At 33.1% G+C, this 21,526-nt stretch carries 24 protein-coding genes; 2 read left to right on the top strand and 22 right to left on the bottom strand.

Annotation, left to right across the window (positions count from 1 at the left end; genetic code table 11):
* Positions 1–2 precede the first annotated feature (2 nt).
* The 15 genes from PG914_RS04865 to PG914_RS04795 all read right to left on the bottom strand — a co-directional run bounded on the left by PG914_RS04865 (position 3) and on the right by PG914_RS04795 (position 11,810).
* Complete coding sequence (locus PG914_RS04865) at positions 3–587, bottom strand: thymidine kinase (protein ID WP_488822588.1); 585 nt, start codon at positions 585–587, stop codon at positions 3–5.
* A 61-nt stretch (positions 588–648) separates the two neighbouring features.
* Positions 649–903, bottom strand: coding sequence for a type B 50S ribosomal protein L31 (locus tag PG914_RS04860; RefSeq protein ID WP_488822587.1), 255 nt, complete (start codon positions 901–903; stop codon positions 649–651).
* Positions 904–1,030: 127 nt separating this feature from the next.
* The gene (locus PG914_RS04855; protein ID WP_488822586.1) at positions 1,031–1,540 is read right to left on the bottom strand and encodes a Gx transporter family protein; all 510 of its coding nucleotides are present in this window, start codon (positions 1,538–1,540) and stop codon (positions 1,031–1,033) included.
* Positions 1,537–2,001: a hypothetical protein gene (locus tag PG914_RS04850; RefSeq protein ID WP_488822585.1), complete on the bottom strand. Its 465-nt coding sequence runs from the start codon at positions 1,999–2,001 to the stop codon at positions 1,537–1,539. Before PG914_RS04850 ends, PG914_RS04855 begins: the two co-directional genes overlap by 4 nt.
* Before the next feature lie 2 nt (positions 2,002–2,003).
* A complete protein-coding gene (locus PG914_RS04845; RefSeq protein ID WP_488822584.1) occupies positions 2,004–3,080 on the bottom strand; it encodes an FAD:protein FMN transferase in 1,077 nt (358 codons plus the stop codon).
* A 12-nt stretch (positions 3,081–3,092) separates the two neighbouring features.
* Positions 3,093–3,650 carry a hypothetical protein gene (locus PG914_RS04840; RefSeq protein ID WP_488822583.1) on the bottom strand — a complete coding sequence of 186 codons (558 nt, stop codon included), beginning with the start codon at positions 3,648–3,650 and terminating at the stop codon, positions 3,093–3,095.
* Positions 3,640–4,215: an Rnf-Nqr domain containing protein gene (locus PG914_RS04835; protein ID WP_488822582.1), complete on the bottom strand. Its 576-nt coding sequence runs from the start codon at positions 4,213–4,215 to the stop codon at positions 3,640–3,642. The genes PG914_RS04840 and PG914_RS04835 overlap by 11 nt, the downstream gene beginning before the upstream one ends.
* The gene (locus PG914_RS04830; protein ID WP_488822581.1) at positions 4,215–5,123 is read right to left on the bottom strand and encodes a hypothetical protein; all 909 of its coding nucleotides are present in this window, start codon (positions 5,121–5,123) and stop codon (positions 4,215–4,217) included. The genes PG914_RS04835 and PG914_RS04830 overlap by 1 nt, the downstream gene beginning before the upstream one ends.
* Positions 5,123–6,052, bottom strand: a complete 930-nt coding sequence (locus tag PG914_RS04825; protein ID WP_488822580.1) for a hypothetical protein — start codon at positions 6,050–6,052, stop codon at positions 5,123–5,125. The genes PG914_RS04830 and PG914_RS04825 overlap by 1 nt, the downstream gene beginning before the upstream one ends.
* Positions 6,049–7,122 carry an RnfABCDGE type electron transport complex subunit D gene (locus PG914_RS04820; protein ID WP_488822579.1) on the bottom strand — a complete coding sequence of 358 codons (1,074 nt, stop codon included), beginning with the start codon at positions 7,120–7,122 and terminating at the stop codon, positions 6,049–6,051. The genes PG914_RS04825 and PG914_RS04820 overlap by 4 nt, the downstream gene beginning before the upstream one ends.
* 5 nt (positions 7,123–7,127) lie before the next feature.
* Positions 7,128–8,432, bottom strand: coding sequence for an RnfC family protein (locus PG914_RS04815; RefSeq protein ID WP_488822578.1), 1,305 nt, complete (start codon positions 8,430–8,432; stop codon positions 7,128–7,130).
* A 22-nt stretch (positions 8,433–8,454) separates the two neighbouring features.
* Positions 8,455–9,681 carry a serine hydroxymethyltransferase gene (gene glyA / locus PG914_RS04810; RefSeq protein WP_488822577.1) on the bottom strand — a complete coding sequence of 409 codons (1,227 nt, stop codon included), beginning with the start codon at positions 9,679–9,681 and terminating at the stop codon, positions 8,455–8,457.
* A gap of 201 nt (positions 9,682–9,882) precedes the next feature.
* Positions 9,883–10,518 (bottom strand): DUF805 domain-containing protein, encoded by a 636-nt coding sequence (locus PG914_RS04805; protein ID WP_488822576.1) that lies wholly within the window; start codon positions 10,516–10,518, stop codon positions 9,883–9,885.
* Between the two features lie 44 nt (positions 10,519–10,562).
* Entirely contained in the window at positions 10,563–11,270 is a 708-nt protein-coding gene (locus PG914_RS04800) for a YebC/PmpR family DNA-binding transcriptional regulator (RefSeq protein ID WP_488822575.1), read from the bottom strand.
* A gap of 6 nt (positions 11,271–11,276) precedes the next feature.
* Positions 11,277–11,810 (bottom strand): inorganic diphosphatase, encoded by a 534-nt coding sequence (locus PG914_RS04795; protein WP_488822574.1) that lies wholly within the window; start codon positions 11,808–11,810, stop codon positions 11,277–11,279.
* A 99-nt stretch (positions 11,811–11,909) separates the two neighbouring features.
* Here PG914_RS04795 and PG914_RS04790 point away from each other — a divergent pair, with 99 nt between their 5' ends.
* Positions 11,910–12,317 carry an OsmC family protein gene (locus PG914_RS04790; RefSeq protein ID WP_488822573.1) on the top strand — a complete coding sequence of 136 codons (408 nt, stop codon included), beginning with the start codon at positions 11,910–11,912 and terminating at the stop codon, positions 12,315–12,317.
* A gap of 54 nt (positions 12,318–12,371) precedes the next feature.
* Here the strand turns inward: PG914_RS04790 and PG914_RS04785 are convergent, their stop codons facing one another.
* The 7 genes from PG914_RS04785 to pflB all read right to left on the bottom strand — a co-directional run bounded on the left by PG914_RS04785 (position 12,372) and on the right by pflB (position 20,360).
* Positions 12,372–13,067, bottom strand: coding sequence for an HAD family hydrolase (locus PG914_RS04785; protein WP_488822572.1), 696 nt, complete (start codon positions 13,065–13,067; stop codon positions 12,372–12,374).
* A gap of 14 nt (positions 13,068–13,081) precedes the next feature.
* Positions 13,082–13,666 carry a YdeI/OmpD-associated family protein gene (locus PG914_RS04780; protein WP_488822571.1) on the bottom strand — a complete coding sequence of 195 codons (585 nt, stop codon included), beginning with the start codon at positions 13,664–13,666 and terminating at the stop codon, positions 13,082–13,084.
* 59 nt (positions 13,667–13,725) lie between these two features.
* Positions 13,726–14,835, bottom strand: coding sequence for a glycerophosphodiester phosphodiesterase family protein (locus tag PG914_RS04775; RefSeq protein WP_488822570.1), 1,110 nt, complete (start codon positions 14,833–14,835; stop codon positions 13,726–13,728).
* The gene (locus tag PG914_RS04770) at positions 14,832–15,674 is read right to left on the bottom strand and encodes a bifunctional 5,10-methylenetetrahydrofolate dehydrogenase/5,10-methenyltetrahydrofolate cyclohydrolase (RefSeq protein ID WP_488822569.1); all 843 of its coding nucleotides are present in this window, start codon (positions 15,672–15,674) and stop codon (positions 14,832–14,834) included. Before PG914_RS04770 ends, PG914_RS04775 begins: the two co-directional genes overlap by 4 nt.
* Entirely contained in the window at positions 15,671–17,257 is a 1,587-nt protein-coding gene (locus PG914_RS04765; RefSeq protein WP_488822568.1) for a formate--tetrahydrofolate ligase, read from the bottom strand. Before PG914_RS04765 ends, PG914_RS04770 begins: the two co-directional genes overlap by 4 nt.
* Positions 17,258–17,347: 90 nt before the next feature.
* Positions 17,348–18,100, bottom strand: a complete 753-nt coding sequence (pflA, locus tag PG914_RS04760; protein ID WP_488822567.1) for a pyruvate formate-lyase-activating protein — start codon at positions 18,098–18,100, stop codon at positions 17,348–17,350.
* On the bottom strand, positions 18,087–20,360 hold the full coding sequence (gene pflB, locus PG914_RS04755; RefSeq protein WP_488822566.1) for a formate C-acetyltransferase: 2,274 nt from the start codon (positions 20,358–20,360) through the stop codon (positions 18,087–18,089). The genes pflA and pflB overlap by 14 nt, the downstream gene beginning before the upstream one ends.
* Positions 20,361–20,552: 192 nt before the next feature.
* Here pflB and PG914_RS04750 point away from each other — a divergent pair, with 192 nt between their 5' ends.
* Positions 20,553–21,446, top strand: coding sequence for an AAA family ATPase (locus PG914_RS04750; protein ID WP_488822565.1), 894 nt, complete (start codon positions 20,553–20,555; stop codon positions 21,444–21,446).
* Positions 21,447–21,526 lie beyond the last annotated feature (80 nt).

Below are 21,526 nucleotides of genomic sequence, written 5' to 3'. Positions count from 1 at the left end.
GATTACTTTTTATTGGGTACTTCATGAGCATGTCGGCTTCTTGGTTCATAAGCTTCGCTCGCACCAACAACAATGATTGGGTCATCGTATGATGCTGGACGTCCATCGATAATTCTTTGGGTTCTTGTTGCTGGTGTTCCTTCTTTTACACAAATTGCAGTCAGTTTAGTGACAAACTCAGCAATCGCAAGTAAGTCTCCCATTGGTCCGAAAGGTTCCCCTCTAAAATCACGATCAAGTCCACCGATAATGACACGAAGTCCAGAGTCTGCAAGTTGATCTGCAATTTTTACAATTTCTTTATCTAAGAACTGTGCCTCATCAATGATGATTGCATCTGCTCTAGGATCTATTTTTTCTAAAATATCTGATGCTTTTTCGATTAAAATTGCTTCTTCTGTAAGTAGGTTATGACTAACAATTTCAGCTTTTGATGAATAACGATTATCGATAATGGGTTTAAATACCTGAAAGTTTTGTTTTGCATAGCGAAGACGTCTTGCACGACGAATAAGTTCTTCAGTTTTACCTGCAAACATCGGTCCACATACAACTTCAATAAAACCATTTTTATATGTATGATACATGTCTTTCCCCCACTTTCGAAGTCATTATATCAAAAAGCGAGATAATTATCTCGCTTATTGTTTATTTTTTAGATTTTTCTAAACGCTTATTGAACTTGTCAACTTGACCAGCTTGAGCGATGAATGTTTGTTCACCAGTATAGAATGGGTGAGTATCTGAAGTCACTTCTAAGCGAACGACTGGATATGTCTTACCATCTTTTTCATAAACTGCTTGGTCTTTTGTGTTGATTGATGATTCAATTAAAAACTGTCTCTTAGTTTGAGCATCTTCGAAGATAACTAATCTAGTTTTTGGATGAATATCTTTTCTCATGTGTTTTCTCCTTCCGCCATAAGGGTTAAACCTCATAGTAAGTTTTACGCCATTTCATTATATCATCTGATATAACATTATGCAATGATAAAATTCAAGTTGTTTCTTTTTAAAATTTTTCACTTAATTAATAAGATTTGACCTTAGCTACATGGCTAAAGGATTTCAAGAATCTGTCTGCGATAATACCGGTTAAGATACCTGCTGGGACAGAGATTAATAACATTAGTGGTAAATATAGAATCAAAAGCTCTGTTTCTAGTAATATCATACCAACTACTACCTGTCCAATTGTATGCGTAATTGCACCAAGAACTGAGACTGTAATAGTGTGAATCTTAAACCAATGTTTCAAAACTCCCATAACAAGAATAGATGATACTGCCCCGCCAAAACCCATCCAAAAGGTTAAGGTAAATGAACGATATAAGAGTGCAACAATTAATACCCGTAACAAGGTAACAAGACTAGCTTTTCTAAATCCATACATGTAAAGCACGATCACAGTGACGATATTAGCAAAACCAATTTTTGCTCCTGGTACTGGAATGATATTAATTTGCATCTCTATCACATTAAGTACAATTGCAATCGCAAGCAACATAGATAGAATGGTTATTTCTCTGGTGTTTTTCATACTGTGCCATCCAATCCTGTGTCGATTAACTCCTCAAACCTAATAAAAATTTGGTTAGGTAAAGATACAACTGGTAACCCTTGACCATTATACCAACCGCGTGTGACACCAATTTGTTTTGGTGTTGAATCACGTTCGATTCGGATACTATTTGTATCCCAGTCAATTTCAATGAAGGCCTCTGTTCGTATCCCATTTATTTCATATGAACCCATAATAATATAGGCTACATCGCCACCTTCTCCTTCAACTGGAGTGGTTAATTTAGGGTAATCTTCATAATCTTTTTGTTTAAATGTTTTGATTTGTTTAGTTTCAAAATCGACTTCAATCACCACTTGACTACCTTGATACACTTTAGCTAATTTTCCTTCAGACGTGCCGAAAAAAGTCACCCAGACGAAAATCAAACTAAAAACGATTAACAATGTGCCAATAATGATAAAGTCTTTTCTTTTCATAATTACTTAGGTCTATATCCTGAGCCCATAAAGTAAGTAGTTACTGTACTGTCAAGATTGAAGCTTGAAGCCTCAATACCCTTATCCTTTAAGAAGTCTAAAACTGCGCTACTTTCCATACAAAATAGTGCTGTTGAGTATGCATCAAGAAGTCCTGCATCTTGACCAATAATGGTCAATGTATAGTAGTAATTAGCTGGACGTCTTGTTTTAGGAGAAATGATATGGTGATACCAATTTCCTTGTGCATCTTCAACGTATTGTTCATAACTACCTGAGGTAGTAATCGATTTATTTTGTCCGTCATATTCGGCATAACCACCAAACATGACTGGATTTAATGGGTTAACAAGTTCAATGACATAATCACCATTTGCTGTTCTTGGATTATTTTTTCCATAAACAATTGATGATGATCCCCCTGAAATAAGGTAAGACTCTATGCCTTTTGATTCTATATATTCGACCACTCTTTGGACAGCATAGCCTTTAGCTATTGCGCCTAAATCAAGTGAGGCTCCGTGTTTTAAGGTTACAAAATATTTACCCTCTGATTCAAACAAATGAATTGGGTCTTCTGGTAATACGATCGCATCTACTGCTTGGTAGACTTGATTTAATCTTTCCTCCGAGACAATTTCATCCTGTTTAATTTCATCGATTAAGTCTTTCCAAACCTGTACAATTTTACCGATTGTCATGTCAAAGTAACCGTTGGTTTCTTCCATAACATCAAGACCTAATTGTAATAAATCATAAAGTTCTTTTTCGATTTCAACAGTCGCTTCCACTTCTGAAAGTTCTGCTTGTTGGTTAATATAATATATACCCTTTACATCCCCTTGTTGAACAAAGTTATCTGTTAAGTCATTGTAGAGATCAAAAATATCTTCAATACCTTGAACAACTTCATCCTTTAATTCTTTTTCAACATAAACATGACCTGAAATATAAGTATGCATTGTTGATACCAAAATATTGACACGTTCTTTATTGTTTGCAGGATTCTTTGTTGGTACACATGCAAGTAAAGAAATCGCGATTAAGATGGATGTTAACACGAGATATATTTTCTTCATAAAATTCCTTTTTTAGAATATGCCACCTAATCCTGATAATACTAAAGCAATTAAGCCTAATAAAATTAACAGAATTGGTAACCCTTTAAATGATTTTAACATCGGTGAAACGCGCATTCTTGAAACATTCATAGTTAGTAGAATTGAAATACCAATAAATCCTAATAATGATCCTAATGTTGTGATAAATGCTAATTCGAAGTATTGGCTGTTTAAACCAAGTAATCCTACAAGTAAAATTGCAGAATGTAACATTAATGTATCACTCTTTGGTAAATCAAACTTTAGTTTTGCAACTAAAATACGATATAATTCGTTAACTACAATCATTAAGACGACTAAAATTAATAAATTAAAGATTTCTAGTCCTAATGGTAATAAGACAAAACTGTATACAAAATAGTCAATAACAAAGATCACAAGTGAAGCAATTGCAATTAAAGTTGCATTTTTTACGACTGGTTTTACTCTAAATTGGTTTTCAGCTAGTAATTCTAATCCAATCCCTTGAGTTAATACATTAGATAGGATTGCTGCAGCTAAAATACTTGATAACATACTAAATAACATCAGCTTTTTCCTCTCTTTCTAAAGGAATTGCATTAAGGATACCAAAGGTGAACCCTGCTAAGATGAAACCACCTGATGCATTTGTTAAGAATCCAATTGCATATTGTGATTCAAAAATTACTGTACTGAAGTTTGCAATTGTTTTAAATGAGATTGCACCAGTACCTAAAAATTCACGGAAAAATGCTATTACAATAATTAAAACTACTGCAGCCACATTTGAGATTAAATGCTCAACGACATTTAGCGTTTCTTCTTCTTTATACATTACATTCACATTAAATAAGATAAGTGATAAATAAAGTGAGAATAATTGATCTAATGTAAAGTATGCAGACAAGACAACTTGAATAACTAAAATTAAAGCTGCACCTAACATTAATTTAACGTAAGTTGAGATTCTTCTTTCTAAGAACTTATCCGAAAGGATTGATACACCCTTAAGTGCCATACTTACAATAAGTAAGATTGCACCAAGTAAAATACCTTTTTCTAAACTGTTTGCAACATAGATTAAAGGAAGGATCGATAAAATACTAAGATCTCTAATTAACTTTTTATTCATCATGCAACCTCCTTAATCTCATCAATTATTTGTCTAATTAAGTATTGAGTACCTTTTGAATTCTCAGTTGGGCCAGTTGTAGATTCTGGAAGTGATGCATTAATATTTAAACCAATAAAAGTAGTTAAGAATTCTTTAGATGCGGTAATGAATCTACCGTGTGTATGGTTATAAAGTTCATCTGGTAAGATACCATATCTAATTACTTTTGCATCATCTAACGCAATAACAACTGTCACAGTCGCCATATGGGTTGTTTGGCGGTCAAAGTATGAACCTTCTTTAGTATGTTCATAAACTTTATAAGTTTCACCACCAAATAAAACTGTAGTTACTTTAATACCAGAAATGGTTTCTGTTGATTGTACTAAATAATCGCCACCAAACATATCCTTAATATAGTCAACTGGTTCACCAATATGGAATGTAATAACGTGAGAAATAATATTTTTGATTGCAGAACGAGATACTTCAATTGTTGAAGCACCGGCAGCACCATCAACGAATTGTACGTTTTCAAAGTATAAGCCACCATAGTTCTTTAATAAGTACTCACGTACTAATGGGAAATATGAAGCTGATGTTGAATCGTAAGTTTCAACCTTTTTATCGATTGCGTAAACTTTACCATTAGCATCAATTGCTACATATAATTCTAAATAAAAGTATGAATTGTTAGTTCTTGTTACGTAGATGTCAGCAATTTTGTTGCCAAATAAATCAAGAACATCTGCTTGAGACATGATATTTGCATCAATTACAGGTTTTTCATTTACAATTGAAACCTTTTGACCAAACATTTTATCAACTTCACTTGTTGGTAATGTTGATTGGATACCCATTAAAGCAATTGAGACAACTAACATTAATGTAAATGCTAAGACAAGTAAAATGTTTTCTCTTTTCATTATGCATTAGCCTCCTTAGCAATTAAGAATAACTCATGGATTAAAAGCTTAGAGTTGTTTGGTTCGCCATCATCACTAGAAACACCAGAATAAGCATCTGGAACAGCATTAAGGTCGATATTAACAAAACTTTGTGCATAAGCTAATGCTTTAGCATAGTAGCCTTTAGTATGTAGATATAGTTCATTTGGTAATAATACACCAATGATCTTGCCATCATTATCAACAGCTACTTGTAAGGTTATGAACTTCTTAGTTAGATTATCTGTTTGATATAGTCCATCTTTAGTAACTGTATATACAAAGCCCTTTCCATCGATTTCTTCTACTTTAACAGTCGCACCAGAAATAGTTGATTGTGAAGTTGATTTGATTTCATAATCACCAAAGAAATCTTTATAAGGTTTGGGAATATCAAATTTAACAATACCTTCATGATGCACACCAATTACATTCATCATATCCATGATTGTATTTAATGAAATAGATGTTGCCCCTGCTTGAGTAGATGAGACATTTGGTGATAACTTTTGGAATTTATAATTATTTAATAAGGCTTCTGATTTTGATTGATACATAGTTTGGTTTAATTCAACCATCTTAACATCGGTGATTTTTTCATCAAGACCAACAGCAATCATCACACGGATGTTACCAAAACCATTCTTAGAATTTGCTTCATATACGTAGCCAAGTGGATCTTCACCCTTGTAAAGTTTTGCTGAAAGTAAAATTTCAACACCATCGATGGTTTCTAATTTATTTGATTCAAAATCTGTTGCATCTGCTACTAATACTTTAATTTGAGCTAATGCTTCTTCTTTTTCTCTTGCTAATTTAATTGGGTTAAAAATTGCATAAGTTGCAAAAATTAAACCAAAGCTAACAATAAATGCAGAGAATACTACAATAAGATTTTTTAATTTCATATAATATAGCCTCCTAAAATAAGGAAGGTTCCACCTAAAATCACTACAAAGGCAATGATATATCCTAGGATGAATTTTAATTTGATAGGGTTTTTAGCCCAAGTTGGATAATCTAAAAGTGGAACAAGTAGGTTACCAATTAATAGCGCGAATGCCATACCTTCTGGTAGATTACCAAATTGTCTAATAGCAAACACTAAGGTACCAATAATTAAACCAAAGATATAACGTCCAGGTCTTGTAATTGGTGATGTTGCTGGGTCTGTAATCATAAAGGCTAAACCAAAGATTAAGCCACCTGATAAGACTTGGTATAACACATATTCAACAACTAAGTTTGGATATAGGATTATACCTGCAACTAAACTTAATCCGGTAAATACAACTAATGCTGATAAGGCAGGTCTAATATCTGCACTCTTTCTTACAAATAAATAGATAGCGCCGGCTAGAATTGCTAGTGTATTTACTTCACCCAGTGAACCCGGGATGTTACCACTTAGTAAATCTAGAATTGAGTATGAGTTTAAGACGTTAGGGAAATTAGTTGATAGAGCTGTTGCTCCAGCAGCAGCATCAACTAAACCATAACTGCCTTGGAAGAATGATGTAAATGCAACTGCAATAAATACTCTACCAATGGCAGCAGGGTTAAATACGTTAAATCCTAAGCCGCCAAAGATCATCTTACCAACAAGTGCACCAAATAATGCCCCCATAATCACTACATAAAGATGTAATTGATCAGGTAATAACATCGCGTAAATTAAGCCAGATACGGCTGGTGCTGAGAAGTTATTGATTGAATACTTCTTAAATTTATTAACTAATTTTTCTTGTAAGTCATGTCCTTCAGCTTTAGTTGTTGCTAGAAAGTATACTAACTCAACTAATGCAAAAACGATAACTGATAATAAGATTCTAATTAAGGCATCTATGCCAAATCGATAAATTGAATAGAATGTTACTGGTGTTAATGCGATTAACACATCAAACATCATTCGTTTAGTTGAAGTAGCTTTACGAATGTATGGTGATGTTTTCTTTGAAAATGTCATATTACTATACATAAGCACTACTTCCCTTCTCTTAACATACGTTTACCTTGACGCATGTAATCTGTTAAGTGAATCTTAGATGGACATACGAATGAACATAAGCCACATTCAATACATTTATTGACAGATAATGATTGTAAGAAATCTTTATCTTTAGCTTTAACCGCGTTCATGATTTGAACTGGTTGAATTTGAACAGGACATGAATATACACATGATGCACAATGGATACATGGATCTTCATTATCATATACTGTATTTTGAACAATTAATGATGTTGATGTATGGGTTGCAATAATATCATCAGATACTAAGTTAGTACCCATCATTGGTCCACCAATAATTAATGTTTTTGGAATATGGTTATCAACATAACCGCCAGCTTTTTCGATTAAATTTTGAATTGGTGTACCAATTCTAATTTTGAATGATTTATTAACGACACCATCACCTGATAAAACGAAGTATCTTTCAAGTACTGGTAAACCAAACTTAACGGCATGGTATAGAGATTGAAGTGTTGAAACGTTAAATGGAACAACACCATAATCTGCAGGAAGTTTACCTTGAGGTACTACAATACCCGTTGCAGATTTGATTGCTTCTAATTCCCAACCTTGTGGGTAGTAATTACCAACTGGAACAACTTTAATATCATATTCTGTATATGAGTTTAAAGCGAAGTTGATACGTTCAACCAATTCATTATATTTTTTCTTAACCGCAATAATCCCTGTTTTAGCATCAAGTGCTCTCATTGAATAAATTAAACCTTTAATTAATTCATCTGGATAATTCATCATGAGTTCATAGTCAGAAATTAATTTAGGTTCACACTCTACTCCATTAGCAAGTACGATATCAATTTTAGCTTTAGTATTTAACTTAATGTAGGTTGGAAACCCTGATCCACCTAAACCAACTAAACCAGCATTTTTAGCAATTTCAACGTAGTCTGCTTTAGTTAATGCCATGATTTCTTCATCAGTTCTTGATTTAACTGATTCATGAATTTCATATTTAAAATCATTTTTGACAATCATGCAGTTTACTTTTTGGCCCGATGCGTCATATTTCATTTCATGACCAACAACTTCACCAGAAACTGTTGCGTGAATTGGTTGTTCAAAAAAAGCACCTTTTCTTGTTCCAATCACTTCACCAACTTTAACGAACTGTCCAAATACAACACATGTTTCACCTTCAGGACAACGTTGATTTGTCATTGGATAGTATAAATATGGTGCCTCTAGATAATGAACTAAAGGGAGTTTTTTTAATACTTTTTTCCCCTCTGGGATAAATCTTGTTCTCGTAATCATTACTGATCACTCCTTCTTAATTTTAGTTGAATTTCTTCGTTAGACTAGTAACTTCTTTTTTAACTTTGTTTAAAACTGCTTCTTGATCTAAATTAGTTAAAACTTCATGAATCCATAAGACAACTTGTTTAAACTCATCTTCTTTAAATCCTTTAGTTGTCATTGCTGGTGAACCAACTCTGATACCTGAGGTAAAGGCTGGTTTCTCTTGGTCAAATGGAATTGAGTTTTTATTAATTGTGATATTTACTTTATATAAAGCTTCCTCAGCTTGTTTTCCAGTAATACCTAATTTGGATTTAATATCGACTAAAACTAAATGATTTTCAGTACCACCTGAGATTACTCTGTAACCTAATGATTTAAAGGTATCTGACATTGCTTTAGCGTTTTTAATCACTTGTTGTTGATATAATTTGAACCCTGGTTCTAATGCTTCTTTGAAGGCTACGGCTTTTGCTGCAATCACATGCATTAAAGGTCCACCTTGTTCACCTGGGAATACTGCCTTATCAACTTTTTTAGCGACTGATTCTTTATTTGTCATAATGATGCCCCCACGTGGACCTCTTAAAGTTTTGTGGGTAGTCGATGTAACAATATCTGCATAAGGAATTGGTGAAGGGTGAAGCCCTGCAGCAACTAATCCTGCAATATGTGCCATATCAACCATAAGATAAGCACCAACTAAATCAGCAATTTCTCTAAATTTAGCAAAATCAATCACTTTTGAGTAAGCACTTGCGCCAGCAATAATTAATTTAGGCTGTATTTCAAGTGCTATTTTTTTCACTTCTTCATAATCGATTTCTTCATTTTGTTCTGATACACCATAAGCGTGGGCATCGTAATACTTACCTGAAAATGAAAGTTTATATCCATGAGTTAAGTGTCCACCAGCATTTAGACTCATGCCTAGGATTTTATCTCCTGGATTAAGTAGTGCATTTAATGCAGCTGCATTCGCACTTGAACCCGAGTGTGGTTGAACATTAACGTATTTGACGTTGAAAAGCGCCTTTAGTCTTTCTTGCGCTAATTCTTCAACGATGTCTACAAACTCGCAGCCCCCATAATATCTATTATGTGGATAACCTTCTGCATATTTATTCGTCAGAATAGATCCTTGAGCTTCTAATACTGCTTCTGAAACAAAGTTTTCAGATGCAATCAACTCAATATGGGCTTCTTGTCTTTGTCTTTCTTTTTCAATCGCTTCAAATAAAGATGGATCGTAATTTTTAAGCATAGTAAGTACCTCGTATCTTCTCGTATGCTTAAATTATACCATTGAATATTTTTTTATATTTTAATATAAATAGAAATATTATTTCATAAAAAAATGGAAGGATCGTTATGACACTTCCATTTTAAAGACTTGTATATTGATTTGCAAACAATTCTATAATTGATAACGCTTTCAATAAATCATGTAAAATTTTGGGGCTTTTTAATTGTTTTTAGGCATAAATTCACGAATGAATTTGGTGATTCTTGGATTCTTATTATCAAGCATAATGTCTTCATAAGCGGTTTGAGAGGCTTGACCAGTAATCACTAAATGGAAATTTTTCATTAATTTTAAAAATCGTAGTCTAGCACTATATGGATGAATATGCTTCGCGTGTTCTTTAAACAGGAGATAATTATCTAAACATTCAGGCTCACGACCATGAACGCCATAATAAATGGATAAGAATGCATACTTGGTTGGGAGCATATTTTTATGTTTCACATGCTTCATATGGGAAACAAAACCAACATCATCATATAAAGTAAAACAAGCAACCGCAATCAGCACATGCATATTTTGAACGTCGATATTTAAAACTAAATCCAAATGTTTTTCCCCGTATTTTAATAATTCTTCGAACCTTCCTTGATGATAAAGGTTAAAGGCTTTATAAAGCGGATATCTTAAAATCATTAGGGTAGGGATAATTAGTACTAAAGCACTGGCAAAGATGATAACTAGCACCATATCTCTGGCATCATTGTCACTCATAACAAAGAACATCACCATGAACAAAATGGTGAAAAATAAGGTATAAGAAAAAACGAACCAATAGTGTGCACTTCTTCGCATAAAGCTCCCCCTTTAATGAAGAAAAAGTGTTAATTAAAACACTTTTATTTTACGTTATGATATACGTTAGATACGTCGTCTAGGTCTTCTAAGCCCGCAACTAAACGTTCGAACTTTGCAAGATCTTCAGGATCTGTTATTTCAACCTCTGTCATTGGAATAAACATGATTGTATCTTGAGTTGTTTCAATGTTTGCAGCTTTTAATGCATCTTTAATAGCTGCATAGTCAGTTGGCTCTGCATATAATGTTACTTTGCCATCTTCTGCTTCAACGTCAATGACGTTAATATCGTTTTCGATTAAGAACTCTAAGATTTCTTCTTCGGTTTTTTCAATTTCAAAAACAGCGCGGTGTTCAAATTGGTGTAAAACAGAACCTGATACGCCTAATTTGCCATAAGCTTTATTGAATTGAGTTCTAACATCAGATAATGATCTGTTAGTATTGTCTGTTAAGCATTCTACGATGAATAAACTATTACCAGGTCCAAATCCTTCATATCGGATTTCTGTATAGTTTTCATCACTACCTCCAGCCGCTTTTTCAATTGCACGTTTAATTACATCTGCTGTAACTTGTTCTTTCTTTGCCTTTTCAATGATTCTTCTTAAAGTTGCATTCGTATCTGGGTCAGGTGTACCGGATTTAGCGGCCATGTAGATTTCCTTACCATATTTTGAATAAACTTTAGATTTTGCTGCGGCAGTTTTTGCCATTGCGACTTTTCTTACTTCAAATGCTCTTCCCATAATAAATTACTTCTTTCCAAATTTTTGTTTATAAGTTTCTATTGCTTCTTCGATTACTTTTTCTGCTTCTTCCTTAGATTCAACATCTAAGATATATGTTTTCTTACCTTCTAATGATTTATACACTTCGAAGAAATGTGTAATTTCAGATAGTAAGTGGTGTGGTAAACTCTTTAAATCAGTGTATTGGGTTAATGATGGATCACCAAATGGAATTGCAATAATCTTCTCATCAACTTCATCACTGTCAATCATTTTAATAACACCAATTGGATAACACTCTACAAGTGACATTGGTTCAATGTCTTCTTGACATAAAACTAGAACATCTAGCGGGTCATTATCACCAGCATACGTTAATGGAATGAATCCATAATTAGCTGGATAGTGTGCCGATGTAAATAATACTCGATCTAAGATAATCATCCCCGTTTGTTTATCTAGTTCGTACTTTTTCTTACTCCCCTTTGAAATCTCTACGCAGACGATAAAGCGTCCGGGCTTGATTCGATCAGGATTAATATCATGCCATATATTCATATAATCACCTAATTTTCTTTTTCAGCAATATAATTGTAACACTAAAAGTTTAATTTTTCTATCTAAAGATAGTATAATAAACCAAAAGAGGTGTAGATAATGAAACACGTTTATGAAACAATTATCACAAATACAGATGGTTTAACCGGTGTTGTTAAGGCCGATAGTGGTTATACTTTCACAACGGATGGTGTGAAAAATGCTGATTCAAATCACACAAATCCTGAACAATTAATTGGTGCTTCTTGGGCTACTTGTTTAAGTGCTACCTTGCACTCTGTTTTAAAGCTAAAAGGCATTGAGCCAGTTTCTCGAGTTGAGGTCAAAGTTGACTTATTCTTAGATGATGTTACTCGTTTTGAATTCCATTTACATGCTAAGATTGCAATCCGTGATGTTCATGGTGAAGATGCTAAAGACATCGTTGAAATGACACACAGATTCTGCCCAGTATCTAAACTTTTAAAAAACCATAAAGATGTAACTTGGGAAATCGTTGAGTATTAATAAAACACTTTCATAGAGCCGTTTATAAGAATATCACCAGCGTTGGTGATATTTTTATTTTTGTGTTAGTTCTTTGATGGATGAAACTCTAAATCCATGTGACTTAAGATCAGGTTGTGCAGTGTCAACGACATACCCATTATAAAGTTCAATCATCTCATAATCATTAGATGAATCACCAATTGTAAAGATAACATCAGCATCTAATTTCAAGTGGTCTTGTAGATACTTTAGTGCAACCCCTTTATTTGTTTTAGATGAAATAATTTCAACGTAATTTCCAGATGGTACAGATAGAATATAACAGTTAATATCCTTATATAAATTAAGTGCTTGATTAGAGAACTCATAACCCTTTAAAAGATCACTAAAACGCATCGCAATTTTAGTTAATGGATAGATTATATTTTCACCTGAATCTTTTAGTCCAACATATTTAAAATGTGTGATAAATTTTGAATATTTATCAATCAATGCTTTAAGATTAGTTGTTGTTTCCTTAGAAATTTCCTCATAATATAAGACATTATGATTTTTATCAAGAACCATCCCACCTGATAAAATTAAATAATCATAAGGCACTGGGTTCTTTTCTAATTCAGCCATAAAACTAGTATAAGCTCGGCCGGTTGCAATAACAAACAAATTCCCATTCGCACGATACGCATTAATTAATTCAATATTTTCTTTTAATTCTTTTTCATTACGGTAAAAAGTTCCGTCATAATCAGAGACAATCATTTTCTTCATATAAATACCTTTTTCTATTCTGCCATACCTTTTCCATCTAGAATCTTATCTATATATTTATGGATTCTATTTATTCTGGTTTGTCTTTGCTTACCATCATTATAATACAAAAGGTAAGCTTTTCTTCTGCCTGGAGTTAAATTATCGAACGCTTCTTTAAATCTTGGCATTTCTTCGAAAACTTCTAATAACTCTGATGGATATGGAACAACTTTAATGATTTTTTCTTTTTCTGGTTTAATTCCTTGTTTAGCATTCTCGATTGCCTCGATCATATAACTTCTAACAATTGGTTCAAGTCTTTGAACTTCTTCAAGTGATTTAAATTTGATGATTCTGGATGCTTGTTGATAATCTCCATGTGAAGTTAAAACTTTTTCTTCATCTTTTAATAACACTCCGTTAAAAAAATGAACCGTACAAAAAGTTTTAAATACACTTAAAATAAAAACATTCTCTCCGTTAACTACATAGGTTGGTTGCTTCCATTTGATTTCTTCGCTTACATCAAGTTGTGTCGCAATCTCACGCAGTAATTTAATTTCATCTTTCCAAGCAGGAAGCTTTTCAATCATTTCTGTTATTTTAGGATGTTTCATCTGACCCTCCAGAAAGGTATAGGCACTTGGAAATTCCCCAAGTGCCTATGTTTTTATTTTTAATCGTTAGCCATCATTTCATCAATGATTGCTTTTAAAAGGTCAGGACGGTCAGTAATAATACCATCAGCACCTAATTCAATTAGTAATCTCATTTGATCAGGATCATCAACTGTCCAGTATAAAACTGCCATGTTGTGTCTGTGTGCATCATTAATGATTTGTGAGTGCATGAAGTTTGGTCGATAGACATCACCATCTTTAGTCGCAATATTATCTCTAAAGATACCTGGTAACATGTTTAATAGTCCCACAGTACCTGCACTATCAATTGTCATTGAACCTGGTTCAGGTAAAATTAATACTTCTGATTTAACGTTCCAAAAGAAATCGATATGGAATGCTGAAAATACTGCAAACATTGTAACTTCAGATGTACCTGCATTTACTGATACTTCTGGAATGTTAGCTTTGAAATAATCAATAACATCATCATCGAATGATGCTAAAACTACATATTCTTCTAATTCATATGCTCTAACTAAATCAATTAAAGTTTGAGCAGCAAGTTCATAATCATGGATTTCATCATCATAGTGTTGTGAGCCTGGTGAATCTTTGATTTCTAGAATATATAAAACATCATTACCAACTGTTGCGAAGATATCTTCAATTTTAGCAGGAATCATTCTTACAATGTCTTCATGATCTGAAGGTAAGCTTTCAAATGGTTTTGTACCACCTAAGTCTTCTGGTAATCTAAACTCACGTGCTAAATAATAATCATCCTCAATAATTTCAGTAACAATTTCTTGATATGTGTAGTTGCGAACTAACGCACCATTCATGTCTGAATCTGGACTCATTTCTAAGTCTAGGTTATGTTGTGAAATTAAGATATTATCTTTTGTTAAAGAAAGGTCAATTTCTAATACGCCGGCGTTTAAATCATTAACTAAATAGTCATATGAATAAACTGTATTTTCTGGTGCTAATTCTTTAGCACCTCCGTGAGGAATAATCAATGGATACTTCTCAGTTTTAACAAAGCGATTCACTTTGTCTACTTTTGACATGGTAAATGGTAGGAAGTTGAAAATACTAATAATTAATACGATTGAGAATACTGAAATTAAAAACCATTTTAAAATACGTAATAAAATCTTCATCTTGTTTCTCCTTTTTGTTCTAAGTATAAATGATATAAGTTATGTGCAAGTGCACAGATTGTCATAGGACCAACACCTTTTGGAACCGGTGTTAGGTAACCTGCTACATGCTGTACTGTTTCAAAATCTACATCTCCTACAAGTTTACCATCAACTCTATTAATACCTACGTCAATAACTACAGCACCTTCTTTAACCATATCTTTGGTCACGAATTTAGCTTTACCAATTGCCGCAATCAAAATATCTGCTTGTTTAGTAATGTCTGATAAATTCTTTGTTTTTGAGTGTGTAATGGTGACTGTTGCATTTCTATCTAACAACATTTTAGCAACCGGTGCACCAACGATTTGACTTCTCCCAATCACAACCGCACGCATACCTTCAATAGGAATCTGATAGGCATCAAGTAACATCATAATACCTTGAGGTGTTGCAGGACGAATGCCTTTTTTCTTTTGGAAGAGTAAGCCTTGATTCATTGTATGGAATCCATCTACATCTTTTTTATAATCAATTGATTCCATTAATAGATCTGCATTTAAATGTTTAGGAATCGGAAGTTGCAGAAGAATACCATTGGTTTCATCACTTTTGTTTAATTTTTGAATTAAATCATAGACAACTTTTTCTTCAACTGTTTCATCTAGGTTATGAATATTAACAACCATGCCTAGTGATTCACCTGTTTTAAGTTTACCTTTAACATAGGATTCTGACGCTGGATCATTACCAATCAAAATAATATCCAGTTGAGGTTTAGTCGGTAGTTTAGATACAGCCTCTTTTAAAATTAGATTTAATTTGTCTGCAGTTTCTCTACCATTTAATAAAATCATGAGATAATCTCTCCTTCATCATCCACTCTAAAATCAAGTGCACGTGGATGTTCATTTAGACCAGGCATTGTATTAATGCCTTTAGTAAGTGCCACAATTAGTTTAGCACCAAATGACACTTTTATATCACTGATTTCTAATAAAAAGTTTCTAGGACGTCCTTTTAAACTAGCGTCCCCTGATAAAGAGAGTGGTGTTTTTGCAATACAAATTGGAAATTCTAATTCTTTAAATTGTTCAATCTTACGTAGTGCTTTCTTGGAAAATACCACATCATCTGCACCATACATATTGATTGCAATTTTTTTAACCTTATCTGTAATCTTATCTTTATAATCATACAGTGGTTTAAAGTTAGAACCCTTTAATGCTTCTTCTTTAACAAGCTTAGCTAATTCTTTAGTGCCTTCACCACCTTTAGAAAATCCTTCTGATAATCCAAATGGGATGTTTTTGTTTTTAGCCCAAGTTTCCAAGAATAATAATTCTTCTTGTGCATCACTTGCAAATTTATTTAATGCAACAACACCTCGCATACCTAACATATTTAAGTTTTCAAAGTGCTTTTCGATGTTCTCTAAGCCCTTTTCAAGTGCTAAGAGATTTGTTTGATCAAGTTCTGATTCATTTACACCACCATGTAATTTTAACGCTTTTATGGTTGCTACAATAACAACAACTGCTACCTTAGTTGATAGTAATGGTTGTTTAATGTGTAGGAATTTTTCCATCCCTAAATCAGCACCAAAACCTGCTTCCGTGATGACAAAATCAGCAAGTTTTAATGCCATACTTGTGGCAATCACACTGTTGCAACCATGTGCAATATTTGCAAATGGACCAGCATGAACAAATGCAGGAACCATCTCTTTAGCAAATACTAAATTAGGCTTAATGGCATCTCTTAAGATTAATGCTAATGTATCCTCACAACCTAAATCTTTAACATAGACATTCTTACCTTCTTCGTTAATACCTACTAAAATCTCAGAGAGTCTTTGTTTCAAATCTTTGAAATCTTTGGCAAGTGCTAAAATTGCCATGACTTCACTAGCAGCTGTAATTTGGAATGCATCGGTTCTGGTTTTTAATTGAACTTCTCTTAATGCTCTATCATTAACATCCAGTGCTCTTTGCCAAAATACTTCTTTGATTTTTAATTGATTACCAAAATAAATATGATTATCAATCATGGCTGAAAGTAAGTTATTAGCTGCAGTAATTGCATGTAAATCACCTGTAAAGTGTAGATTAATATCCCACCCAGGTTCAAGTGATGATTCTCCACCACCAATAGCGCCCCCTTTCATACCAAAGACTGGTCCCATTGAAGGTTCACGTAACGCAAGCATCACTTTGTCCCCATTTTTATTAAACCCTTGAGCAAGACCAATTGAAACAGTTGTCTTTCCTTCACCTGAAGAAGTGGGATTAATTGCTGAAACTAAAATAAGTTTACCATCTGGTAAATCTTTTAATCTTTTTTGAAGTTTTAAATCGATTTTAAATTTATCCTCACCAAAACTAATAATCTCAAAAGGATCTATTTTTAATACATCTTTAATATAATCATACTTTTTCATGTTATTACCCCTATAAAACAAAAAGTATCCAAATTGTTTTAGATACTTTTATTATACATAGTATATAAAGTTAAATAGTCTATAAGGCTTTTACACCATATACTTATAATCTTTTTTAAGTAGTGTTTCAGCCAATTTAATTTCTTCTTTTGTGGGTTCATTAATATCTTCTAGTTCATACTTTAAACCCATTGATTCCCACTTTCTAATACCAAACTTATGGTATGGAAGAATATCAATACCAGTGATATTGTCTAGTCCATCGATAAATTCTCTCAAACGAGAGAGGTAGTTTTCTTGAGAATTTATCGTTGGAATCAAGACATGTCTTAAAACAGTAGGAACTTTTTTATCTGATAAAACTTGTGCAAACTTCAAAATGTTTGTATTAGGCGCACCACATAGCCATTTGTGCATATCATTATCGATATGTTTAATATCGAGTAAGACAAGATCTGTATATTTTAACAACTCATCAAATTCATCCATTCTCTTTTCAGAAAATGTGCCGGCAGCAGTATCTAAACATGTATGAATGCCTAATGCTTTTGCACGTTTAAAGAGTTCGGTTAAAAAAGCCATTTGAAGGGTGGCTTCACCACCAGATACGGTGATGCCGCCACCTTTATAGAAGGCTTTGTACTTTTTGTAGTCATTCAAAACTTCATCTACAGTCATTAATTTGTTTTCCTCGGTTCCCCAAGTATCACGGTTATGACAGAATTTACAACGAAGTGGACAACCTTGTAAGAATAAGACATATCTTAATCCTGGTCCGTCGAATGCTCCAAATGTTTCAATGGTATTAACATTTCCTAATATTACATTATTAGAAGTTGTCATGGAATGTACGTTTCATTACCTCACGTTTTTGTTCGTTTGTTAAATTAGAGAAGTTTACTGCATATCCAGATACACGAACTGTTAAGTTAGGGAATAATTCCGGATGATCGTAAGCTTGTTTTAATGTTTCTCTGTTAAATACATTGACGTTTAAATGGTAACCATTGTTTGCAAAGTAACCATCTAATAATCTAGCTAGATTTTGAACTTGAATATCATCTTCTAAATGAACGATTGAACCTTCAACTTCAATGTTCTTACCAAGCGCTTTTGGAATAATTGTGAATGTATTTGAAATACCATCGCGGCAATCTTCATAAGGAAGTTTAGCAACCGATAATAATGAGTTTAAAGCACCACTCTTATCACGTTGATGCATTGGGTTAGCACCTGGTGCAAATGGTTCACCATAACGACGACCATCTGGTGTATTACCAGTATTCTTACCATATACAACATTAGATGTAATTGTTAATGCTGACATTGTAGCAACTGAGTTTCTATATGTTGGATACATTCTGATTTTGTTCATCATACGACGTACGACATCAACTGCAATTGAGTCAACTCTTTCATCGTTATTACCATATTTAGGGAAATCACCAACAGTTTCAAAGTCAACAATGATACCTTTTTCTTCATCATAAATTGGATGAACTTTAGCATATTTGATTGCTGATAATGAGTCTGCTACAACTGAAAGTCCTGCAATACCAGTTGCAAACCATCTTGTAACATGTAAATCATGTAATGCCATTTCAATCTTTTCATATGCATATTTATCATGCATGTAGTGGATGATATTTAATGCATTCACATATACTTCTGCAAGTTCTGTTAATGTTTCATCAAATCTTTCCATTACTACATCATAATCTAACACATCTGCTCTTAATACTTCTCTCTTAGTTTTTTCAAATACTTGATCACCAGAGACTTCATCACGACCACCATTTAATGCATATAATAATGCTTTAGCAAGGTTAGCACGTGCACCGAAGAATTGCATTTCTTTACCAACAATCATTGGTGATACGCAACATGCAATAGCATAGTCATCACCATGATTTGGACGGATTAATTCATCTGATTCATATTGAATTGATGATGTATCAATAGAAACTTTAGCACAGAAGTTTTTGAAACCTTCTGGTAAATGTTCACTCCATAATACAGTAAGGTTTGGTTCTGCAGATGTACCTAAGTTGTATAAAGTGTGTAATAAACGGAATGCTGTTTTAGTAACAAGTGATTTACCACCTTCAGCAGTCATACCACCTAATACAGCTGTTACCCATGTTGGGTCACCTGTAAATAATTGGTTGTACTCAGGAGTTCTAGCAAATCTGATCATTCTTAATTTCATTACGAAATGGTCAACCATTTCTTGAATTTCAAATTCTGAATATTTACCTTCTTGTAAGTCGCGTTCAATATAGATGTCTAAGAATGCATCTACACGACCTAATGACATCGCAGCACCATTTTGTTCTTTAACTGCTGCAAGATAAGCTAAATATAACCATTGAATAGCTTCTTTTGAGTCAGCTGCTGGTCTTCTTAAATCGAAGCCATACATATCACCAAGTTGGATTAATTCTTTTAATGACTTGATTTGTTCAGATACTTCTTCGCGAAGTCTAATAACATCTTCAGTCATTGGGAATGTTAATGTATTTTGTTGAGCTTGTTTTTCTTTAATTAAGAAATCAACACCATATAATGCTACACGACGGTAGTCACCAATGATTCTTCCGCGACCATAACCATCTGGTAAACCAGTGATGATGTGTGATCTTCTAGCCTTTCTGATTTCTGGTGTATAAGCATCAAACACACCTTGGTTATGTGTCTTTCTAATATCTGTATATAGGTCAATAGTTTCTTGTTCTACTTTATAACCATATGCTTCAGCAGCTTTAGTAGCTACTTGAATACCACCAAATGGGAAGAAGCCTCTCTTTAACGGTGCATCAGTTTGTAGACCAACAATCTTTTCTAATTTTTGATCAATATATCCTGGTTTGTGAGAAACAATTGTAGAAGCTACTTTAGTATCAAGTTCAATAACTCCACCTTTTTCTTTCTCTAATTTAAGTAAATTCTTAAATTCTTCATTTAATTTAAGTGAGCTTTCAGCTGCAGGTTCTAAGAATAAACCGTCACCCTTATATTCAGAGTAGTTCTTTTTAATAAAGTCTGAAACGTTAACAGAATTATTCCATGCTCCAGCGTTAAACCCTCTCCACGCGTTTTCCATATCTTAATTCTCCTTCTATAAATTTTTTGGATATGATTATCTACTATCATTTTAGTAGGTCGTCAAAATTTTTGCTTGGAATTCTATAATAGAAAGCGTTTTCTATAAAATGGGTCTTTTTTTAGTTGTCTAAATTGTGTCGAATAACACACAATGTGTTATCATATTCATGAAAATAAAGGGGACTTTTTAATGAAAAAAGCAATCATTTTAGTTGGTGTTCCAGGAAGTGGAAAATCCACCTATGGGAAAAGTCAAAAAATACCATATTTCTCGTCAGATATGGTCAGACTGGAACTATTCAAAACTTTAAAAGCGAATCACGCTCCAGAAGATGATCAAAAAGTCTTTGCAAGACTTCATGAGCTTGTTTTTAATTATGGTGAATCCCTTATTTATGATGCTACAAATCTAGATCGTAAAAAGAGAATCTTTTTATATAACGAATTTAAACAACGCGGTTTTTATGTTGAACTTCATCTTGTTTTAGAACCGAAGGCATTAGCTCTATTCCAAAATAAACGCCGTGAGACAGAGCGTGTAGTTCCTGATTTTGTTATTAAAGATATGTATCGAGGTATGATGCCTCCTAAAATTGGTATGGATTGTGATGATTATAAAATCATTTCACAATCAAGTTTCTTAAATGAAGATGTTAATTTCAATGAATTTATTTTATATTTGAAATCTCATTCTGTAATTGATACCGTTAAAAGATTTGTCTCAGCGGCATACTTACCTGAGATTTTAAAACTAGAAGGTGAAGTTGAAATACTTTCTAAGATTGAATCTACTTTAAATAAATCAAAAAGCCTAGATTTGATTCTAGTTGCCTTTTTCCATCAACTTGGTAAAGGTGCAACAAAGATTAACAAATTTATGGGTTATAGTTTAGTTTCAAGTATGTACGCATTCAGATTCTTTAATGAAATTAAAGGTTTACCTTCAAACCTAAATAAAGAATACATCATTGATACCATCATGTATCATTCAAATTTTGAAACCTTAAATGAAGAAATTTTAACTCAACAAAAAATAGATTCAAATTTAATTAACTTCATGAAAGAGTTTAAATCCTTATCTTAATTCATAAATCGCGTTTGATCCAAAGTGTCAATCCGATTTTTTTTCTTAATGAGCATATAATCATAGAAAAGAGGGGATAT

It is taken from the genome of Acholeplasma sp. ORD1043 (genome assembly GCF_057808485.1).
The sequence above is the reverse complement of the archived record's forward strand: the minus strand, read 5'-3'. Positions and strand labels throughout refer to the sequence as shown.

What these genes read in the sequence shown, in the direction of transcription:
- PG914_RS04835 (WP_488822582.1), bottom strand. Translation starts at nt 4,215, where the DNA reads ATGAATAAAAAGTTAATTAGAGATCTTAGTATTTTATCGATCCTTCCT.
- PG914_RS04805 (WP_488822576.1), bottom strand. Translation starts at nt 10,518, where the DNA reads ATGCGAAGAAGTGCACACTATTGGTTCGTTTTTTCTTATACCTTATTT.
- PG914_RS04840 (WP_488822583.1), bottom strand. Translation starts at nt 3,650, where the DNA reads ATGTTATTTAGTATGTTATCAAGTATTTTAGCTGCAGCAATCCTATCT.
- PG914_RS04860 (WP_488822587.1), bottom strand. Translation starts at nt 903, where the DNA reads ATGAGAAAAGATATTCATCCAAAAACTAGATTAGTTATCTTCGAAGAT.
- PG914_RS04765 (WP_488822568.1), bottom strand. Translation starts at nt 17,257, where the DNA reads ATGAAAAAGTATGATTATATTAAAGATGTATTAAAAATAGATCCTTTT.
- pflA (WP_488822567.1), bottom strand. Translation starts at nt 18,100, where the DNA reads ATGACAACTTCTAATAATGTAATATTAGGAAATGTTAATACCATTGAA.
- pflB (WP_488822566.1), bottom strand. Translation starts at nt 20,360, where the DNA reads ATGGAAAACGCGTGGAGAGGGTTTAACGCTGGAGCATGGAATAATTCT.
- PG914_RS04775 (WP_488822570.1), bottom strand. Translation starts at nt 14,835, where the DNA reads ATGAAGATTTTATTACGTATTTTAAAATGGTTTTTAATTTCAGTATTC.
- PG914_RS04795 (WP_488822574.1), bottom strand. Translation starts at nt 11,810, where the DNA reads ATGAATATATGGCATGATATTAATCCTGATCGAATCAAGCCCGGACGC.
- PG914_RS04820 (WP_488822579.1), bottom strand. Translation starts at nt 7,122, where the DNA reads ATGTATAGTAATATGACATTTTCAAAGAAAACATCACCATACATTCGT.
- PG914_RS04800 (WP_488822575.1), bottom strand. Translation starts at nt 11,270, where the DNA reads ATGGGAAGAGCATTTGAAGTAAGAAAAGTCGCAATGGCAAAAACTGCC.
- PG914_RS04770 (WP_488822569.1), bottom strand. Translation starts at nt 15,674, where the DNA reads ATGATTTTATTAAATGGTAGAGAAACTGCAGACAAATTAAATCTAATT.
- PG914_RS04825 (WP_488822580.1), bottom strand. Translation starts at nt 6,052, where the DNA reads ATGAAATTAAAAAATCTTATTGTAGTATTCTCTGCATTTATTGTTAGC.
- PG914_RS04815 (WP_488822578.1), bottom strand. Translation starts at nt 8,432, where the DNA reads ATGATTACGAGAACAAGATTTATCCCAGAGGGGAAAAAAGTATTAAAA.
- PG914_RS04785 (WP_488822572.1), bottom strand. Translation starts at nt 13,067, where the DNA reads ATGAAGAAAATGATTGTCTCTGATTATGACGGAACTTTTTACCGTAAT.
- PG914_RS04750 (WP_488822565.1), top strand. Translation starts at nt 20,553, where the DNA reads ATGAAAAAAGCAATCATTTTAGTTGGTGTTCCAGGAAGTGGAAAATCC.
- PG914_RS04830 (WP_488822581.1), bottom strand. Translation starts at nt 5,123, where the DNA reads ATGAAAAGAGAAAACATTTTACTTGTCTTAGCATTTACATTAATGTTA.
- PG914_RS04845 (WP_488822584.1), bottom strand. Translation starts at nt 3,080, where the DNA reads ATGAAGAAAATATATCTCGTGTTAACATCCATCTTAATCGCGATTTCT.
- PG914_RS04865 (WP_488822588.1), bottom strand. Translation starts at nt 587, where the DNA reads ATGTATCATACATATAAAAATGGTTTTATTGAAGTTGTATGTGGACCG.
- PG914_RS04855 (WP_488822586.1), bottom strand. Translation starts at nt 1,540, where the DNA reads ATGAAAAACACCAGAGAAATAACCATTCTATCTATGTTGCTTGCGATT.
- PG914_RS04850 (WP_488822585.1), bottom strand. Translation starts at nt 2,001, where the DNA reads ATGAAAAGAAAAGACTTTATCATTATTGGCACATTGTTAATCGTTTTT.
- PG914_RS04780 (WP_488822571.1), bottom strand. Translation starts at nt 13,666, where the DNA reads ATGAAACATCCTAAAATAACAGAAATGATTGAAAAGCTTCCTGCTTGG.
- glyA (WP_488822577.1), bottom strand. Translation starts at nt 9,681, where the DNA reads ATGCTTAAAAATTACGATCCATCTTTATTTGAAGCGATTGAAAAAGAA.
- PG914_RS04790 (WP_488822573.1), top strand. Translation starts at nt 11,910, where the DNA reads ATGAAACACGTTTATGAAACAATTATCACAAATACAGATGGTTTAACC.